The organism is Gabonibacter massiliensis (assembly GCA_001487125.1).
Taxonomy (GTDB): Bacteria; Bacteroidota; Bacteroidia; order Bacteroidales; family Marinifilaceae; genus Gabonibacter; species Gabonibacter massiliensis.
The window spans coordinates 893,900-914,349 of record LN913013.1 but is presented as its reverse complement, the minus strand read 5'-3'; the positions used below and the strand labels follow the sequence as shown (position 1 = coordinate 914,349).

15 protein-coding genes are annotated in these 20,450 nt (G+C 41.2%); all 15 read left to right on the top strand.

Going from position 1 to position 20,450, the window contains the following annotated elements; genetic code table 11:
- Nucleotides 1–11 precede the first annotated feature (11 nt).
- Nucleotides 12–941: a calcium/sodium antiporter gene (locus BN3283_RS08130; protein ID WP_059027215.1), complete on the top strand. Its 930-nt coding sequence runs from the start codon at nucleotides 12–14 to the stop codon at nucleotides 939–941.
- Nucleotides 942–1,017: 76 nt separating this feature from the next.
- The gene (locus BN3283_RS08125) at nucleotides 1,018–1,566 is read left to right on the top strand and encodes an RNA polymerase sigma factor (RefSeq protein ID WP_059026335.1); all 549 of its coding nucleotides are present in this window, start codon (nucleotides 1,018–1,020) and stop codon (nucleotides 1,564–1,566) included.
- A 60-nt stretch (nucleotides 1,567–1,626) separates the two neighbouring features.
- The gene (locus BN3283_RS08120) at nucleotides 1,627–2,778 is read left to right on the top strand and encodes a FecR family protein (protein ID WP_059026334.1); all 1,152 of its coding nucleotides are present in this window, start codon (nucleotides 1,627–1,629) and stop codon (nucleotides 2,776–2,778) included.
- A gap of 74 nt (nucleotides 2,779–2,852) precedes the next feature.
- Entirely contained in the window at nucleotides 2,853–4,118 is a 1,266-nt protein-coding gene (locus tag BN3283_RS14675; RefSeq protein ID WP_059026333.1) for a SusC/RagA family TonB-linked outer membrane protein, read from the top strand.
- Nucleotides 4,094–6,445 (top strand): TonB-dependent receptor domain-containing protein, encoded by a 2,352-nt coding sequence (locus tag BN3283_RS08110; RefSeq protein WP_286137603.1) that lies wholly within the window; start codon nucleotides 4,094–4,096, stop codon nucleotides 6,443–6,445. The genes BN3283_RS14675 and BN3283_RS08110 overlap by 25 nt, the downstream gene beginning before the upstream one ends.
- An 18-nt stretch (nucleotides 6,446–6,463) precedes the next feature.
- A complete protein-coding gene (locus BN3283_RS08105) occupies nucleotides 6,464–7,873 on the top strand; it encodes a RagB/SusD family nutrient uptake outer membrane protein (RefSeq protein WP_059026331.1) in 1,410 nt (469 codons plus the stop codon).
- 33 nt (nucleotides 7,874–7,906) lie between these two features.
- Complete coding sequence (locus BN3283_RS08100; RefSeq protein ID WP_059026330.1) at nucleotides 7,907–8,824, top strand: zinc-binding metallopeptidase; 918 nt, start codon at nucleotides 7,907–7,909, stop codon at nucleotides 8,822–8,824.
- A 102-nt stretch (nucleotides 8,825–8,926) separates the two neighbouring features.
- Nucleotides 8,927–9,847 carry an ABC transporter ATP-binding protein gene (locus tag BN3283_RS08095; RefSeq protein WP_059026329.1) on the top strand — a complete coding sequence of 307 codons (921 nt, stop codon included), beginning with the start codon at nucleotides 8,927–8,929 and terminating at the stop codon, nucleotides 9,845–9,847.
- Between the two features lie 23 nt (nucleotides 9,848–9,870).
- Nucleotides 9,871–12,168, top strand: a complete 2,298-nt coding sequence (locus tag BN3283_RS08090) for a Gldg family protein (protein ID WP_059026328.1) — start codon at nucleotides 9,871–9,873, stop codon at nucleotides 12,166–12,168.
- 309 nt (nucleotides 12,169–12,477) lie between these two features.
- Complete coding sequence (locus BN3283_RS08085; protein WP_286137602.1) at nucleotides 12,478–13,626, top strand: thioredoxin family protein; 1,149 nt, start codon at nucleotides 12,478–12,480, stop codon at nucleotides 13,624–13,626.
- Between the two features lie 355 nt (nucleotides 13,627–13,981).
- Entirely contained in the window at nucleotides 13,982–15,295 is a 1,314-nt protein-coding gene (locus BN3283_RS08080) for a carbohydrate-binding protein (protein WP_059026326.1), read from the top strand.
- Between the two features lie 273 nt (nucleotides 15,296–15,568).
- The gene (locus BN3283_RS08075; protein ID WP_147625562.1) at nucleotides 15,569–18,886 is read left to right on the top strand and encodes a hypothetical protein; all 3,318 of its coding nucleotides are present in this window, start codon (nucleotides 15,569–15,571) and stop codon (nucleotides 18,884–18,886) included.
- Between the two features lie 193 nt (nucleotides 18,887–19,079).
- Nucleotides 19,080–19,490 (top strand): immunoglobulin domain-containing protein, encoded by a 411-nt coding sequence (locus BN3283_RS08070; protein WP_059026324.1) that lies wholly within the window; start codon nucleotides 19,080–19,082, stop codon nucleotides 19,488–19,490.
- Between the two features lie 180 nt (nucleotides 19,491–19,670).
- A complete protein-coding gene (locus BN3283_RS08065) occupies nucleotides 19,671–20,084 on the top strand; it encodes an immunoglobulin domain-containing protein (RefSeq protein WP_059026323.1) in 414 nt (137 codons plus the stop codon).
- A gap of 138 nt (nucleotides 20,085–20,222) precedes the next feature.
- Nucleotides 20,223–20,438, top strand: coding sequence for a carbohydrate-binding protein (locus BN3283_RS08060; protein ID WP_059026322.1), 216 nt, complete (start codon nucleotides 20,223–20,225; stop codon nucleotides 20,436–20,438).
- Nucleotides 20,439–20,450: the final 12 nt, after the last annotated feature.

Sequence of the window (20,450 nt, the reverse complement as noted above, 5' to 3'; positions counted from 1 at the left end):
AATAGATGAATATGGTACTGAGTGTAGTTTTAGTTGTATTATCCCTGGCGATTCTTTATTTCGGGGCGGATTTTTTAGTAAAAGGAAGTTCATCCATGGCTGTTCGGGCGGGAATCTCCCCTTTGGTGGTCGGCCTGACGGTTGTTGCCCTGGGTACGAGTGCTCCCGAATTGGTGGTTAGTATAAAATCGGCATTGGAGGGTATCGGTAGCATCGCCGTGGGAAACGTGATCGGTTCCAATATTTTTAATATTTGTGTGATTTTAGGGATTTCCGCCATGATCTGTCCTTTGCAGGTCGATAGACGGTTGATTCGAATCGATACCCCAATCATGCTTATAGCTTCTCTCCTTTTTGTGCTGTTGTTTAGCGATGGGCATTTCGGGCGACTCCCTGGGATCCTGTTTTTGGTGGGGATTGCGGGATATATGTTATTTTGCGTATATAAGGCTAAAAAAGGAGAGGCTATCGAAGGGGAACAGGAGATAAAGCCGACGAAAAGTTGGTTGTTGGATGTAATTCTGGTGATAGGCGGATTGTTGTTATTGGTTTGGGGATCGGATATGTTGGTGAAAAATGCCGTGATCATTGCCAAAGCTTTGGGATGGAGTGAAGCCGTAATCGGATTGACCATCGTTGCTGCCGGAACGAGTATGCCGGAATTAGCGACTTCCGTCGTTGCCGCCTTAAAAAAACGGACGGATATAGCTATCGGGAATGTAATCGGTTCCAACATATTTAATTTATTTGCCGTGCTGGGAGCTACGGCAACCATTACTCCCATCCGGACAGATCAGATTAATGTATTGGATATGGCTGTCATGCTGGGGGCGGCTATCATTGTACTTCCTTTTATGCGTACGGGATTTCGAATTGAACGTTGGGAAGGAATAGTACTATTTGTTATTTATTTGGTTTATACGCTCTATTTATTGATATAATTTTGTCAGCTCTATTGTATTTCTTTTATATATTTGTATTTTATTAATAGTATGCATGTCATAATTTGCCGGGATAATGAACGAAGATTTAGTTTTATCTGGTGTAAACGATAAAGACGAAAAGGCTTGGGCGAGTCTTTACGATTACTATTATGCGGCATTATGTACATATGTTAGTCGGATTTTGAAAAGACCGGAGAGTAGTGAAGATTTAGTACAAGAGGTGTTCATTGCTGTCTGGAAATCAAATAGAGTTTTTATTTCCGTGCGTGAACTGACCAACTATCTGTACCGGGCATGTTATAATAATGCATTGATCTTTGTCAGAAATAATCAAATTCATGATACTATTTTGGATTCAATCGGTGCCGGAAAAGAGTTTACGGCTGATGATGTTTATGCTTTAACTGTGAGTGAAGAGGTTACCCGGCAATTATATGTGCATATCGAATCTTTGCCATCGGAACAAAAACGGGTAATACTATTAAGTATTGAAGGATATTCCTGGGAGGAAATAGCCGAAAAATTGGGAATTAGTATTAATACGGTTAAAACCCATAAAGGACGTGGCATTAAGTATTTACGTTCAAAACTGCAAGATTCGATCTATCTTTTCTTAATTTAAATCAAAAAAAATGGACTTCGTGTCATCTTATAATAAGTATAAAAACCGAATAAAGATGATATGAAACGAGATATACATGAGGATGCTTCTTTGTTCCGGAAAGGGTTGCTTGGAGAGACGACCGAGGAGGAACAACAAAAATTGGAGAAGCTATTGGAAAACGCTTCCTTGCATGAAATATACGATCAGCTAAAAACGAGTTCTTTTTTAAAAGAGCAGTTCGATGCCTATAAAAATTATTCGAGTAAGGAAGGTTATCGAAAATTTTGTCTAAGGGTAGGGCGGAAAAATGAACAGAAACGGTTCGTGTTACGATGGGGTAGTGTAGCTGCGGTTATGCTTTTGGTTTTAACAATCTCTTTTTGGCTTGTAAGAGATGAGACGAGACCGTCGGCGCTGCCGAAAAAAATAGCTATGATCTCCGCCGGAGGGAAAAAAGCACAGTTGACATTGGCCGACGGTCGTGTGATCCCCGTGATGACGAAAGAGATCTCTTTACAAGAAAAGGACGGTACGGAGATATCCTATAAAGACGGTACATTGTGTTACCATAAAGGAGAGAAGGGATCGAAGTTGATATTCAATGAACTGAACGTTCCAATGGGAGGAGAGAGTTTTTTGGTTTTGGCCGATGGAACGAAAGTCTGGTTGAATGCCGGGACGAAGTTACGTTATCCCGTGAGTTTCGTGGGAGAGTCCCGGGAGGTTTATTTGGAAGGAGAAGCTTATTTTGATGTAGTGAAGGATGAATTGCCATTCGTAGTGAAAACCTCCTTCGGAGAGGTGAATGTGTTGGGAACTGCATTTGGCGTCGAAGCTTATACTACCGGGTCTGAATGTTTTACGACGTTGGTAAGGGGAAAAGTAAGTTTTACGACCGAGGAAGGTCATCCCCTTGTTATCGTTCCGGGTGAACAGGTGATTGCGGATAAATCGGGAGGAATGCGAAAAAGGACTGTAAACCCCGAAGAATACGTGGGATGGAAAGATGGTTTGTATGTGTTCAAAGAGAAGTCTTTGGGCGAGATTATGAATACACTGGAGCGTTGGTATGATATTTCGGTCTCCTTTCGGGAGCAATCTTTACGTGATATTCCTTTCACGGGTAATCTGAAACGATATGATTCCATCGAGCAGTTCCTGGATGCCTTAACGCGTACGGGAGATATACGATATGAAATCGAGGGAAAACAAGTGATCTTGTTTAAATAAAACAAGGCGACAAACTACAATTTCTCAGGTTGGAGGTCTGCCGCCTTATTTACTAACTGATATTTTACAAAATTATGGGAAAAAAGCGATTAATCAAGTGGGATCGGACAAAAAATCAAACGCATCTGTTGCGTGTATGCTGTCTGATTCTTATGTGTTTGTCCGGAAGTATTCCGAAACTAATAGCGGTGAATATGTTTGCAGATACGATTTCTCTGGATTTGAAAGAGGTGAAGATGGAGGAGTTCGTGGAAGTAATGCGGCAAAAGACGGGTCTGAATTTCTTGTATAATGCCCTTTTGCTAAAAGAGACGAAGCCCGTATCGATCAAGGTAAAAGGAGAGTATTGGGAATCCGTGTTAAAACGGGTTTTGGTAAAAGAGGGGCTTACCTATGACTTGAAAAATGGAATTGTGGTGATCAAACGTGCTTCTTTGAATCCCGAAGATGAGCGAAAAGTCAAGGGTTTTATTGTTAAAGGGCAGGTGGTCGATCAAAAAAATGTTCCGCTTCCCGGGGTGACTGTTTTGTTAAAAGGAACCACGATAGGTACGGCTACGGATTCGAACGGTCGTTTTTCATTGGAGGTTGTCGAGGGGGTGGATACATTGATCCTTCGTTTCGTCGGTATGCAGACACAATACGTACGATTAGATCGGAACAAAACCGATTATCGGGTTAAAATGAAAGAGGAGACCGAGGCATTGGAGGATATAGTGGTGACGGGATATGGAAATGTAGCGAAGCGAAATTACACCGGGGCGGCAACAACGATAAAAGCAAAGGATATTATTATTCCGGGTGCCAGTACGATCGATCAGATGTTACAAGGTGTTGTGCCGGGAATGTTGGTACAAACGCGTACCGGAATGGTGGGAGCTTCTCCCAAAATTAGGGTGCGGGGGACTTCTACCTTATTGGGAAGCCAGGAACCCGTGTGGGTGGTCGATGGCGTGATCCAACGAAATCCGCAACCTTTTGATGCGAGTGATAATACGAAGTTTTCGATGGATGCCGATGATATCAGTAAAATGGCCGGAAATGCCATCTCTTGGCTGAATCCGCACGATATTGAAACCATCACGGTGTTAAAAGATGCATCAGCCACGGCGATTTACGGTTCGCAAGCTGCAAATGGGGTGATCGTGATCACGACCAAAAAAGCACAGGTCGGAAAGGTGAGTGTATTTTATAATGGAGATTTTTCTATCGGACAATGTCCCAAGTATGCCTTGTACGATCGGATGAATTCCCAGGAAATGATGCAATTCTCCAAAGAGATGTATGAGGAAAGGGTGAGTTATCCGACCCTTATTTGCCGATCGGATATGCCGGTTTGATTGAAAGAATGCTCGATAAGGAGATTACTTTCGAAGAGATGGATCGGGAATACCGGAAAATGGCTCGCCAGAATACGGACTGGTTTAAATTGTTGTTCCGCAATTCATTTAGTCACAAGCATGCTTTAAGCATAAGCGGTGGGTCTGAAAAAATCATGAACCGTACGTCTTTCAATGTAGATCAACAGATGGGTGAGGCTAAGGGAAATGATTTGTCGAATATCGGTATGATATCGAGTACGGAGATACATATCGGAAAAAATTTTGTGATGAATTGGTCTTTGAATGGGAGCATGAGAAAGGTCGAAAGTTTTGCTTACGGGGTGGATCCTTTCACTTATGCTTATGAAACGACTCGGGTCATTCCCGCTTACAATGAAGACGGAACCCTGTATTATCATGACAAGTGGGGTGCGGGTAGTTTTGCGGTAAATGATAAAAATAATTACAATTATAATATATTGAACGAATTGTCCAATACCGGTGCCCGAACGGAATCAAGAAATTGGGGAACGACATTGGATGTGAGTTGGGAACTTTTTCCGGGCTTACAATATCAAGGTGTTTTTTCTTACAACTCTTCTTCTTCGGATGTAAAGCAGTACGCCACGGAACGTTCGTTCTATATAACACAATATAGGGGGTACGAATACGGGACAGCTCTGCCTAATAGTCAAGAGGAGCGTTCCGCCCGGATTCCCTATGGTGGAGTGTTGGAAACCGGAACGACAACGGTGGAATCAGTTACGGTAAGAAATAGTTTGAACTACTCTAAATTATTACGGGATAAACATTTTGTGGTTTTTGCTACAGGAGTGGAAACGAATTCGACCAAAACTACCGGAGGGACGAATTTAAAATATGGTTATTTGAAAGACCGGGGAGAAACGTTTGTCAATATTCCTTTTATGATCTATTATGGAATGGATATGGAAAATTCGGAATATGCCTACGGAAAGACTACGGTTTTAAACCGGAAAAATAACTTGCTGAGTGTTTATGCCCAAGGTGTTTATTCCTATGATGATCGCTATGTTGTAAACGTGAGTGCCCGGGTAGATGCATCCAATCGTTTCGGACAGGATAAGAACAGGCGTTTTGCCCCGACCTGGTCTGCCGGAGTCAAGTGGAGCGTGGGAAACGAGTCGTTTTTAAAGGGTTCGCTCTGGTTTAATTTGTTGGACATCACGTTGTCGTATGGTTATCAGGGCAACGCGGTAGAAAGCGTCTCTCCCTATTTGATTGCTCGGGATGGGGGGATCGATGCTTCCTATAGTTCTTATATTTTGAAAATAAAATCTCTGCCTTATCCTAATTTAGGCTGGGAAAAGACAAAAAGCTATAATTTGGGAATCGATGCCTCTTTTTTAGACGGACGTTTGAATTTCGGTTTTAACTATTATGAAAAGGATAGCGATGTCTTATCGTCGCGGGATATTCCCCATGAGAACGGAATGGCCCATTCCGTTGTTTCCGGTTCGAAAATGAAGAATACCGGATTCGATTTTACGGTAGAAGTGATACCCGTGAGAACAGATCAATTTTCCTGGCATTTATCGGTAAATTCGGGAGCAACAAAAAACAACGTCCGTAGAAACGACCGGATTAATACCTTGGAGGACTTTCTCTCGGGTTCGGCCGTGGTCGAGGGAGAGCCCTTCTCTACTTTTTATTCTTTTCAATTTAAAGAATTGGACCAGAAGGATGGTACTCCCTTATTCAATAAGTTGGATCAGACACAGGTGAGTTCCCCTGTGGAATACCTCGTGAAGAGCGGGAAATTCACCCCGGATTTTTCGGGCGGATTGAACACGATGTTTAAGTATAGAAATTGGAATCTTTCTGCCTTTTTTGCCATGCAATGGGGGGGAAGCGGTCGATTGCCGGAATTGTATCGAACCGAATACAATAACGGAGTGCCTACTCCGGAACAAAATGTATCTCGAAAATTACAGAGAAGGTGGAGGAAGCCGGGCGATCAAACGATCTATCCTTCCATTCCGGGTGTCGGGAGAGCCAAAAAAATGAGTTTGCCACAAGAGCAGACGGTTTGGTCGACCCCGATAAGGAGTCCTTATAAAATGTATAACGAATCGGATATCCGGGTGGCTAAAACCGATATGATACGGTGTACTTCCATCTCTTTGGGATACGAATTTAATCCCGAAATATTGCGGAAGTTATACATCGGTCGTTTGTCTCTGATAGCTTCGATGCAGAACCCTTTTATGTGGGTAAGGGATAAAAAATGGGAAGGAATAGATCCTGAAACGGGGAACTGGCCTGCCCGGAGAGTCACATCTCTCTCGTTACAAGTAGCATTTTAACCCGTAAATAATTTGAGGATGATGAAAAAGTTTCAAATAATAATATCTGTTTTGAGTCTTGTCTTTGCCTGGGGATGTTCCGATTTTTTAAATGAAGAATCGCAAGACGAGGTAATCGTGCATACGGTGAAAGACTATAGCGAGCTACTATTGGGGGCGGGCTATCCTGAGCCGTACGGCTATCTTTATGCTTCGCTTTTTGTGTTTGACGATGATTTGGAAATCGATGAGTTAGAGTTAAAAGATAAAGATCATTTTATACTTACGGCCAATTTCGGTTGTTTCACCTGGCAGCCGGATATGTGGGATCGGGTGGCCAAAATGAATGAAAGTTATATCGCTTCCTATCGGCGTATCATGGGATGCAATGCCGTGCTCGACGGGATTGATAACGCTATCGGAAATCAAGTCGATCGGGAGCGCGTGAAAGCAGAGGCACTTGCCGTACGGGCTTATTTTTATTTTCAACTGGTGAATTTGTATGGACAACCTTATAATGCCGATAAGTCGGCTTTAGGTGTGCCTCTGAAACTAACGGCGGGAATCGAAGAAAACGGGATTCGACGCTCAACCGTGGAACAGGTGTACAACCGGATCGTGGAAGACTTGGAGGAGGCTTCCGCTTTGTTGGAAAAACATCCGAAAACGAGGGGTGATTTTCGGATTAACTATCCATCGGTAAATATTCTGTTGTCCCGGGTGTATTTGTTTATGGAACGTTGGCAGGATGCGATTGCGGCGGCAGATCGGGCAATTAAAAGTGGTGGAAGTTTAACGAATTACACGCAACTCTCTGCGGAAACATTTTACTTCACGGATTATAAACTTTCGGAGGTGGAGTGGATTTATGGTGCGAATGATAGATCGGTCGGAATGAATGCGATGGTTCCCTCCAGGGAACTTCTGTCTAAATTTCAGACGGATGATCGTCGCCGGGATTTGTATTTCGGAAAGAGTATGTATACGGGAAGTACGGTGATAAAAAAGCAAAACCATAAAGAGGGGTTGGATATGCCCGATAATGTGCTGAGAATATCCGAAGCTTATCTGAACCGGGCGGAGGCTTATGCGCACGAGAAAGACGGACGTGTTGCTGCATTGGCGGATTTGAACAAACTGCGTAGAAACCGAATCGTTGGATATACTGATGTCGAAATTACCGATGCGACAACCTTATTGGAAGAGATTCGCTTGGAACGTCGGAAAGAGTTGTGCTTCGAGGAACAACGCTGGTTCGATTTGAGACGTTACGGAATGCCGTCCATTTCACATCGTTTCCGGGCAAAGAAAACCGACCCGTGGAAAGTGTATACGCTAAAAGAAAAAGATCCTCTTTATACCCTTCCGATACCGAATGAGGCTATTTTGCAAAATCGATTGTTGGAACAAAATCTTTCTCGGCAGGAGCCGATTCGACAAGGGCTTTGACGAATAAGAGAGAAACCGATAAAATTTAACTATATGAATATTATAATTATAAAATGGATTCTGGCAAGCATGTTGTTTTTGAGTGCGTGTGCCAAAGATCAGAAACTCGCGGAGATAGAACCTTTAACGAGTGACTACACCTTGCCGCAAGGAAAGTCGGCTGCAGACAACCGGATCGTGGAGTTGTACAATACATATGGAAGTTATTTCCTGTATGAATTTTCGAGACGGGATTTCGATTGGAAATTAATCAATACAAGTCTGAACGAATACGGTGATCCTGACTTTGTTTATAGATATACATCTGCGGATCCCAATTACATGGGAGATATATTGGATTTTTTAAATGATGTATGGTTTCGTTTTTACCCGGAACAGTTGTTGAAAAAACTGATTCCCTACCGGGTGATGTTTGTGGCGAAACTGGAAAGCAAGTTTCCTGGGTACGAGGAGGAGTGGGAGGTACGATATTTTCGACTCGAAAAGAATCAGTTCGTGTTTAGTTGTTGTTCGGAGGAATTAAAAGAGATGCCGAAGGAGGAAAAGGAGGAATTTAGAAAAAGTTTTCAATGTGAGTTATTTAACTTCTGTATATTTAGCGGAATCATGAAATTACCCGATGAATTTTACGAGTTAAGTGATTATTCTTCGAATGCCGACGAGGATCCGGAGTCAGATGATTTTACCCGTGAGCGGGGTTTTATAGCGGATAGAACCGGATACGAATGGAGTACGGATATGCAGGGAAGTTGGGGAGAGGAATTACGGGAGTTCGATTTGGCTAGTGATATATATTCATATTTGTATGGAATGCTACTACGCACGTCGGAAGAGTGGGAAGAAGATTTGACCTGGCCTCTTGTAAAGCGAAAATACGAGTTGATGCGGAATTATTTTAAAGAGAGTTACGGCATTGATCTTCAGTTAATTGGTGATGCTGTTTACGAATAAATAAAATTGAAATGTTTTTAGCTGTAAAGCCACGGGGGAGATGCTTTTGAGTCTCCCTCCTGCTAAGACTATGTTTTTATTGTATGTAAATAATTAAAAAAGATGGAAGAAACAATTGTAAAAGTAGAAAATTTATCCCATCGCTACAGCGTACAGTGGGCGATTCGGGATATAAACTTCGAAATCGCCAGAAATGGTATTTATGGTTTATTGGGTTCGAACGGAGCCGGTAAATCGACTACCATGAACATCATGTGTGGTGTTCAGAAGCAAACGGAGGGAAGTGTGATTATTAAAGGGATCGACATGCGGGAACATCCCGTGGAGGCAAAACGCCATATCGGTTTTTTGCCGCAAAAACCACCCTTGCATCCGGATTTAACGGTGGAGGAATACCTGGTACATTGTGCTAATTTGCGTTATATCCCGGGTAAAGAGGTAAAAAAAGCCGTGGCAGAGGTGATGGGACGCTGTGGAATTTCTCATTTCCGGAAACGACTGATCCGAAATTTGTCCGGTGGATACCAACAACGGGTAGGGATCGCTCAGGCTATCGTGCACAATCCTGATTTTGTGGTATTGGATGAACCGACGAATGGTTTGGACCCGAATCAGATCGTTGAAATCCGTCATCTGGTGAAGGAAATTGCGGAGGATCGTACCGTTATTTTGTCTACGCACATTCTGCCGGAAGTTCAGGCGACGTGTGACTATATCCGGATGATCGAACAAGGAAGTCTGGTATTTTCCGGAACTGTGGATGAATTTGATAATTACATCATGCCCAGTTCCGTGCTTGTTTCGCTGATTGCAATGCCTGCGGTCGACGATTTACAGGCTATTCCGGGAGTATTGAAGGTCGACGAGTTGGGCGGAACGAGATATCGTCTCCATTTCAGCGATGCACAGGAGGCCATGGAAAAAGTGGTTGAAATAAGTATGACCCGTGGTTGGCGCTTGAACGAGATCTATCTGGAGAAGAGTTCGCTCGATGCAATATTTGCGGAGTTGTCTAAAAAATAGGTTTATATTAAAAGAGAAAGATTATGAAAATGATATATAAAATCGCGAGAACAGAGTTACAAACACTATTTTATTCTCCCATCGCCTGGTTGATCTTGGTACTTTTTGCGTTTCAGGCGGCCATGCTATTTGCTGCAAACATGAGTAATTTTGTCGAATATCAAACTGCCGGATTCGGTATCGGGTTCGTGACTTTTTCGGTATTTGCAAATCCCTGGGGAGGCGTGTTGCCTGAAATGCAAGGTTATTTGTATCTCTATATCCCGTTATTGACAATGGGATTGATGAGCCGGGAATTGGGTAGCGGATCGATCACATTGCTCTACTCCTCTCCCGTGACAAACTTACAAATCATTTTAGGGAAGTATTTGTCAATGATGATCTACGGCTTGGTGTTGATCGGTGTTTTGTTTCTTTTTGCCGTGTTTGGTGCTTTCACGATAAAGGATTTTGATTTTCCGGCTATTGGGGCTGCACTGCTGGGGCTTTATTTGTTGATTTGCGCATATGCTGCCGTGGGACTTTTTATGTCCAGTCTGACTTCCTATCAGGTTGTTGCAGCTATATTGACGTTGACCATGCTGGCTTTCTTTAACTATGTGAGGGGCGTGTGGCAAGGTGTGGAGTTGGTGCGGGAGGTTACTTTTTGGTTGGGTATGTCCGGACGTGCAGACGAATTTGTACAGGGGTTGATTTGCAGTGAAGATCTACTTTATTTTATCATCGTGAGTGCATTATTTCTGACATTGTCCGTGATTCGTTTGAAAGCGTGTCGGCAGAAAAGTCTTTGGATGGTGACATTGGGAAAATATGTCGGAGTTCTTTTCTTGGCCTGTTTTCTCGGATACCTCTCCTCGCGTCCCATGCTGATGACTTATTATGATGCTACTGCGACCAAAACCAATACACTGACAGAAAACAGTCAAGATGTAATTGCTCGAATGAAAGGGGGATTGACTATAACGACTTATGTCAATCTTTTGGATGGTGACGACTTGTGGAACGGGCTTCCGGAAAATGTGAAAAGTGATCAGGAACGTTTTAAAAAGTATGTTCGCTTTAAACCGGAAATTGAAATGAAATACGTCTATTATTATGATACGATTCCCGGTGAGAATTGGGCAAAGTATTATCCGGGTAAAAATATAGATGAAATTGCCAGCGAACTTTTCCGGGCTTATAAACTCGATTCTTCCCTATTCCTGACTCCTGAACAGATACGCGAGCAGGTCAATCTTTCCGCGGAAGGAAAGGTGTTTGTGCGTTTATTGGAGCGAGAAAGTGGTGAAAAGACTTTTCTGAGAGTCTATAACGATATGCAGCATTTTCCGGGAGAGACGGAGATTACGGCAGCATTCAAACGTCTCGCGATGGAGCTTCCGAAAGTGGGCTTTTTGACGGGACACGGCGAACGGGATAACCGGCGGGTCGGCGACCGGGATTACAATGGTTTTGCCTTGGACCGCAAATTTCGTTATGCATTGATCAATCAGGGATTTGATGTGGTAGATGTGAATTTGAGTCAGGAGGTTCCGGCTGATATTCGAATCATGGTGATTGCCGAAATGAAGAGTGCGATGACAGATTCGGAGAAAGCGAATCTGGATCGATACATCGTTCGAGGAGGTAATTTATTAATCACGACAGAACCGAATCGTGCGGATGCAATGAATTCTTTATTGGCTGAATTCGGTGTAAAACAGATTCCCGGGACTCTCGTGAGAATGACTGAAAATTTTTCACCCACTATAGTCGTTGTAAAACCTACGCGGGAGGCTGCCGATTTGGTTTATTGGTTTAACGGAATGCTTCGAAACGAAGAAACGGTTACCATGCCGGGTGTTTCCGGGTTAACGTATGACTCGAATGCCGGTTACACGTTTACGCCCTTGTTCGTTAGTGATTCTTTGACTTGGAACGAAGTGGAGACGACTGATTTCGTGGATGAAGTTCCGGTGATGAACGCAAAGGCCGGAGAGATACAACAGCAATATGTGACAACCTTGGCTTTGTCCCGGAAGGTCGGAACAAAAGAACAGAAGATTATAATCATCGGGGATGCCGATTGTATCAGTAACGGAGAATTGAACATGCAACGAAAGGGTATTGAATCCAATAATTTTACGATTGTCATGGGGGGCTTTTTCTGGATGTCCGACAATGAAGTGCCGATCGACGTGCGCCGTCCGTCTGCCCCTGACGATAAGATGTATATTGGAGAAAAGGCGATGTCCGTTTGGGATATTGCCTGGAGGTGGATTTTTCCCGGATTACTGGTATTGGCCTCTGTCTTTATCTGGTTACGCAGAAGAGGACGATAGGATTTTTGAATGGATTTACTGACCTTTTATTTTATATTTTGATTAAGATGTGGACAAGCGGGGTACTATCAAGAGGTATAGTACCCTGAGCTTCCTGCCTTTATCTGCCAGGAGATTTGTTTGGATCATGATTTCGATGGTGGATGATCTGGAGAATGGAAACTTTTAATTAAAAACCGAATCAAATGAAAAAATATATGTATTATTTATATGCTGTTTTGGGACATTGTTTGCCCATAGTGAAGGAATTAAATTTTTTCAGGGAACTTTTGAGGATGTCCTGAGTAAGGCTAAAACAGAAAAAAGATAGTGTTTGTAGATTTTTTTGCAACCTGGTGCGGACCGTGTGCAATGCTCTCTACAAAGACATTTACGGATCAAGAGGTCGGGGCCTATTTCAATAAACATTTTATTTGTCTGAAGGTAGACGTGGATAAAGAAAAGGAATTGGTGCGTCGCTATGACATCGATGCCATGCCGACCTTGGTGTTTTTTGATGCCAACGGAAAAGAAGTAGAACGTTTAATGGGGTTTATGCCTGCAGAACGTTTGTTGAAAAAAGCAAAAGAGGCGACCGGGGAACTTCCTGTTTTTGATGTTTTGTGGGAAAAGTATGAGAAGGATAAAAATAATGTAAAGCTCATGCAGGAGTTGTTGCCGGAACTTCCCTACGTTATGCAGGAAAAGGGAGATGAGATCTGGGAAGGTCGAGGGATAAAAATGTTCGAAGAGTATATGAAGTTGAAACCCCGGAAAGAGCTGATCAATAAAACGGACTTCGATATCATTATGATGTATGCTCGATCGGGAAGAACGGACGAAATCATGGATTTTGTGAGTAAACATTTGGCCGATTACCTGAAAATCATGCCTTTTTCAGAAGTATTCGATGCAATTATTCCTTACACGGGAGGTTTAATCGGTAATTTGGCCAAAGCCGGATATGCCGGTTATAATAAAGTGATTGAACAGGCTGTAACGGAACAAAAGGTAGTTTTTGATTCGATAAAGCATGGGAAATGGATGCTGAAAGAATTTTTGACCAACAGAGCCGACGGTTATAATATGCTTTACGCGAAGAAAGATCAACAGGGATTTATAAAACTTCGGATGGTATTTTTTGAAAATATGGGAGATCAGGTGACGCCGGAAGCATACAACGCCATTATCTGCGATCTGTTCGATGCCACGAACGGGAATCTGACAGAAGAGTCGAGCAGGCAATGTATCAAATGGCTAGACGATCTTTTAAAATTAGGTGAAAAACCGGCCATAACATTGGATACAGCCAATTTAAGCCAGATCTACCTGTTGAAAGGAGAGTGTTATGCCATCCTGAAAGACAAAGTTAAAGCGGAAGAAAATTACAATCAAGCTTACAAACTGGCTTCACGATTGGGTGATGCCCGCTATTTGGAATACATTCAGCAAAGAATAAATTTACTAAAGAGAAATTAAGGTATAGTCGTAAGTGTGTTCAGGTATTCCCGTAAAAGGAATACAATCTTTATTACAAACGACGAAAGAGGATGTTTTGCATCCTCTTTTTCTGTGTAAAATAGGAATGTATTTTACATTTCTTTGTTGTAAAAAAAATAAGTATGTGATACTTATAAAGTGAATGGACTATTTTAAATTTTATAAAAACAACCCTAAATCTTTTTATTATAATCTATCATTGTAATAAATATAACATAATAATTACCCTTCCAAGGTCCCTGGCGTCATTGAGGAAGAAGAGAGAGAAGGTTACATCTCGAATATAAAATTAGCGAATGACATTGAAACATTTATTGGAGGCGGTAGTTGTAGCGTGAGGCCCACGTTACGGGGAAAAACGATATCCATAGCCTCGCCGGAGTGTCCTATCTTGCATGATATTTTGAGTGATGTGGCACGTAAAGATCGGGGAGTAAAATCGTGGACATACCCTGCTGAAGATTATGTGGCCGTGGAATACTTGAGTCGAAATAGCTTGAAAGATGCCTTGCAGGATAAATCCTTACCGCCCGAAGCATTGGATAATATCATTCGTAAAAAAAATAATGAATTGCAGGCCTATATGTCGTTGTTGATGGATCGAGAACGTTTTCGTCGATTTTATCATAACTTCTTAGCAAGTAATCTTTTCAAGGAGACGACAGCGGAAGAGTGTTTTTCCCGATTTTATCAAACATTTGGCATCCGGTTGGATTCGCTCGTTGAGGATTGGTACAACTCCGCTCGTTTGCCCTTACTCGATATACGGGATCCTCGGGCGATTAAAATCACAGGTACCGAAAAGGCTCACTGGTTGTATTGCTTTAAGGTGTTTAACAAGAGTGACGTGTCGGGGCTTGTTCAAACAGATAATGATCAAAAGTGGATTATTCCCCCTCGTGCGGGAAGAGAGATCAGAACACGTGTTTCCGTAAATCCTATGCAATCGTTTTTTAGCGTGAGTACTCCTTTGACTCGGAATCTTCCGGCTATGATATTATTGGAGCCGGAAGAGGCGAGTTATCTGTTTGTAGACACCACGACCGGTGTTTTTAACGTAGATTCGTCAGTCTTCCTTTCGATGGCGGGAGAGAATGAGATTATTGTCGATAATGAGGATGCCGGTTTTAGGGTGGTGAAAACGGAAAATCTTATTACTTCCCTATTCCGAAAAGAGAAGAGTAGTAAAAAGTATTATGATCATGTCACGGGTGAGGATATTTGGTTACCCATGATTAAAGAGCATTTTTATGGATTTCCCGTGCGAAGTGCACTCTATAAAAGAGACGGTACGGGGAAACAAAAAGTGGAATGGAATGTCCGGTTGCCGCGAGAGGGAAAATATGAGTTATTTTTCTATTACACGACGTTTTTCGGGGGAGGTAGAAAAAATAGTTTTGATAACAAATTGATAGTAGATTCTGGAGAAGCGATAGTATCGAAGGAACGAATTTCACGTTATTATACTATTTTCGACGGCCAAAGGGAGTACGAGGTTGTAGCTCATCCGAGTGAAGACGAGAAAGGAACATGGGTCTCTTTAGGAATATTTGATTTTTCAGAAAACGCCAAAGTGACATTGAGTGATAAGGCTGTAGATGAAGAAGGCCTTGTGGCGGATGCCGTAAAATGGGTAAAGGTAGAGTAGCGATAGGAAAAATTTAACGTGAATTCGGGTAAAGAATTATTTTATTGGTCGTTATATAATAATACTTTAAAGGTGATTTTAATTTATTGTATATATTGAAAATATTTTTCATTAATATTATTAGCAGATGTTTTTATTTTTATTTATTTTAGAAAACTTTATTGATTCATTTAGTGCAATTAGGATTGTTTGTTTTATGGAATGACTCCCTATTTCTGTCCTATGGAAAATGGTGAATTTATCAATTGGTTTATAAACATTAAGATGAATGTTATGGACAAACGTGCTGTTTTTGTGATTACTTTATACGAGTTTAAGTTTTCTTGCAGGAGTGTTGTTTTTGGTATATTCACCACTCTTTCCATCGTTGGGCTTCTTGTTTATCTGTTTGCCCCGGCATCGGCCGATTCGGTAAATGATTTGTTTCGTTCCTCTTTGGATTGGATCTCGCAAGTCTTGCCCTCGTCCATGGCTTATAAGGCGGCCTATTACTTTAATTTTGTCCAGTTGCTTTTTGTCATAGGTTACATCACCGGCGATTCGAGGGTGGCCAGGTTAAGAGCAATGGAGGCGTTACATGTTCGTCCCTTGAGTAACAGCGAGATTGTCGTCGGAAATTTCTTGGGAAAATTATTGTTTTTCACACTCGTGAATTTTATCGTGTTCGGCGTTTCCATCTTGATCAACGCCAGTTTTTATTCCCGTTCTTTCGATTTATGGGCTTATCTCTTTTATTGGGTTACCTTGACTCTGCCGACGTTGGTGTATTTTCTTGGTCTTTCTTTTCTGATGACTCGTGTCCTTCGTCACCAGGGAATCAGCTTACTGATCCTATTCGCAGTTCTTGGAGTTTTTGTTTTTTTCGGGAGCGATTGGTTAAATGGTTTGCTTGATCCGCTTGCACGATTTATTCCGAACATGTTCTCGGATTTCACGGGTCATGTTAACATAGGGAATTATTTGTTGCAACGGGGATCTATCTTGTTGACGGGAATAGGTTTCCTGACTTTGTCGGTTATTCCTTACCCGCGAATTCCCAATGATTTGCTTGTTTTCACAAAAACCGTGGGTGTGGCCTGTGGATTCTTTGTTTTCGCCGGGGGACTGGCTTTCGTTTATCACGTTCGTCACGCTTCCGTCGATAGGAACCGGGAGATTTACAGGCAAGTTTACGCCGAACATGGTAAACATCCTGCAGCCCGTGTGGTACGGAATGATTTACAGGTGAAGGAGCTCGAGAATGGTGATATCTTCGTGGTCAGCGAGTTGACCGTTACCAATCGGGCATCTGTTGTAATCCCTCTCGTGATTTACCTTAACCCGGGTTTAACCGTGAATCGTCTCGATATTGACGGTCAACCCGTTTCTTTCCGTAAAGATCACCAGGCATTGATCACGGGTAAAGAATTAAAGCCGGGAGAGAACTGCGAGGTTGTTATGAGTTACGAGGGAGGTGTTGTCAATGACCTCTGTTTTCTGGACGTTAACCCGAGAGAATACAATCTTTCCGGAGTAAATCGTATCGGTATATATGGTTTCGGTTATTCACCTGCCTTTTGCGGTAAGGATTACAAGTTACTCACGCCTGAATGTGTCTGGTATCCGGTTTGTGTGCCTCCATACGGGGATTTGGGAGTTCGGGATGTGAATTTTTCCCGCTATAGTTTAAGCGTGGAACATAATCCCGTGCTGACGGCTATTTCTCAGGGAGATGTTGTTAGCGAGAGAGAAGGAGAAACCGTGTTTGTCTTTGATCATGACATGCCGGGGATTAGTCTTTGCGTTGGACATTACAAGAAACGGATAGCCTCGTTAGGCCCTGTTCGTTTGGAACTCTATTATTTGCCTGATCACGAGTATCTTCTTAAGGATTACGATATTTTACTGAAAGACACTATCGTGTCGAGACTCTCGCATATTAAACGTGGTATGGAGAGTGAAGAATGTATACAAACGCCGAAATTTTTGGAAAAATGTTATATCGCAAGTTTTTATAATAAGGAGCGAGAAATTCATGATCCGATACAGCAATACCCGTATCGATGGGTGACTCTCTTGGAAGTACCTGTTGCTTTTTATTGTTTTCCAGGAGTGATGCAAAGAAGTGGAGAGAGAGTACAGGGAGGACTTGTTTTTCTTCCCGAGAAAGCTTATTCTATAAAAGATTATCCTTTTGAAAGTCCGGATGGCAAAGCCGAGGAGGAAAAAGAGAATTTTATGGATATAAGAATGAAGTTGCGTGATATTAAAACGTTATTAGGAGAGGGTAGTTGTGATATACGTCCCATGATGCGGGGTAAAACGACATTTATTGCTTCCCGGGAATACCCGATTTTACATGATGTCCTGGCTAACGTGGCCCGCAGGTATGGAGGTCTTAAAGCATGGTCTTCTCCCGTTGATGATTATGTTGCCGTGGAATACCTGAGTCATAATAGCCTGAAAGATGCTTTATACGATCATTCGTTGTTACCGGAGGTGCTGGAAAATATCATTCGTAAAAAAAGCGAGGAGTTGTATTCGTATATCTCTTTATTAGTGGGAAACGAGCCATATCGTCAGTTTTATCATGATTTTTTGGCAAACAATTTTTTCAGAGAGACGACCGCAAAAGTATTTTTTGACCAATTTCATCTGGCCTTCGGGGTTCGTTTGGACTCTCTCGTGGAGGATTGGTATCATGCCAATCGATTGCCTATACTTGATATCAGAGAACCTCGGGCAGTAAAGATTACGGGAATAGACGAACCCTATTGGCTGTACTGTTTTAAGGTATTCAATAGGAGTGATGTGCCCGGTCTTGTCGAAACTGAATTTCATCAGGCATGGATTATTCCCCCTCACGAAGCAAAGGAAATCAGAACACGTGTATCTCGGATTTCCAGTTTAAAGGCAGTTTTTAGCATAGGAACGCCATTGTCTCAGAATCTTCCTTCAATAATTCGATTAGAGCCGGAAGAGGCAAGTTATTTGAGTAAGGACACGATAACCGGTGTTTTTAGTGTGGATTCGTCTATTTTCGCTTCGAGTAGCGACGAAATTATAGTTGATAATGAGGATCTGGGTTTTAGAATTGTAAAACCGAAAAATTTTATAACTTCTTTATTCCGGCAAAAAGATGTTTCTAAAAAATATTATGAATATCTCACGGAAGATACTTGGTTGCCCACGATTAAAGAACATTTCTATGGTTTCCCGGTGCGAAGTGCGCTTTATAAAGAAGTTAGCGAAGGTAAACAAAAAGTGGAATGGAGTGTTCGGTTGCCTGAAGCAGGGAAGTATGAGGTTTTTTTTTACTACACGGCCTTCGCCGGTGGCGGTCGGAAAAGTATTCCTGATTGGATTGAATTCTCTTCTTTATCAGAAAAGAAAAAGCAAGAAACTTCACGTTTTTATACCGTTTTTGATGGCAGAAAGGAGCATGAAGTGGTTGTTGCTCCGGGAGAGGATGACTTGGGATGTTGGGTCTCTCTTGGAATATTTGATTTTACTGAAAACGCAAGGGTAACACTAAGTGATAAAAAAATGAATGAAGGGTATGCTCAGGGACTCGTTGCCGATGCGGTGAAATGGGTAAAAGTAAAAGAGTGATGTTTAATTTATTGCATACTGGTGTAATAAAACTGATTTTATTTGCTTTTGAGAATGAAAAATGATGATCTGAGATGATCGTTATAGTGATGTTTATTGTGATACATCATTTTAGTTATAAATATATTATTAATGTCGATAATGTATATTATTTAAATTGGCAAATTATATTAACTAATTAAAATTTATGACCATGAAGAAAAAATTATTATTTGTTTTAATGTTATTTGTAAGTCTTACGGGGTTTAAAAATAGAGAGGAAGTAACTTCTAACAGTCTTAATGTTTCTAAGGAGTTATATGCTGTTTTGTCCCAAGCTCCTGTGATAACTAGAACGATTCCTCGTGATGGTGAGGTTAAATGTTTTGAAGGTCAGATTATGACATTTGCTATTGAATTTGTTGCAGATGCGTCTACTGAATTTGTAATATTAAAGGATGGTGAACAATTTGGTTCTGGAAATATTAGTAAAAATCAAGATACGATGGAATGTACTATAAAGAATGTAAAAATAGCTCACTCCGGGGAATATAAAATTGTGCTTTGGAATAAAGCTGGAACAGCTGAAGCCAAATTTAATGTGAAGATATATCCTAATGAATAACATCTTATTGTATATTTATTTCGATGAAATTTGCCAGTAACATAAAATTTTATATAAATATTGTTGTTGAGCCAGGAAATATGAAATTACGGGTAAAGGAGATCATGATTTGTTATATTATAATTATTATGATCTTATATTATTAAAAAATAAAATAATTAATCATCTAAATTTGCGACAATGAAAATAAATATATTATTTGTTTTGATCTTATTTTTAAGTTTTACAGGGTTTAGAAGTCAAGAAGTAGAAAAAATTAATGATGTCAATATTAGTAAAATATTACTTTTTGCTTCACCGAGTAAACCTGTCGTTAACCATACGACTCCTAAAGATGGTAATGTAAAAGGTTTTGTGGGACAAATTGTTAAATTTGAAATTAATTTTACTGCAAATCCAGAGGCTACTTATAAAATATATAAAAATGGAGAATTATGGCAATCTTCGGAAGACGTTTCTTTTACTAATAAAGTTTTAACAATTAAACTACTATCTGCCGCTCTGGAAGATTCAGGGGAATATAAGATTGTGCTTAAAAATTCGGTTGGAGAGACTGAGGTTATATTTAAGGTAAAGATTTATCCAGATAAATAACATATTGTATTTTACAAGAATTGGCTTTGGGGTAAAAAGTATATCTCGAGTCAATTCTTTTATTATACAACGTTCTTAGGCAGGTGTGGAAAGAGGATTATAGTAGAGTATTTTACTGGTGAAGTCCTTGAATCAAAAGTGCAGGAATCAGGCTATTATACTGTTTTTGACGGAGAAAAGGAGCATAATGTTATTGCTGTTCCTGGTGATGACGAGGTAGGAACCTGGGTGTCCTTGGGTATATTTGATTTTACTAAAAACGCTAAAGTAACATTAAGCGATAGAAAATCAGATGAAAAAAATTCACAGGGGTTAGTGGCTGATGCCGTGAAATGGGTGAAGGTAGAAGAGTGATATTTTTATTAA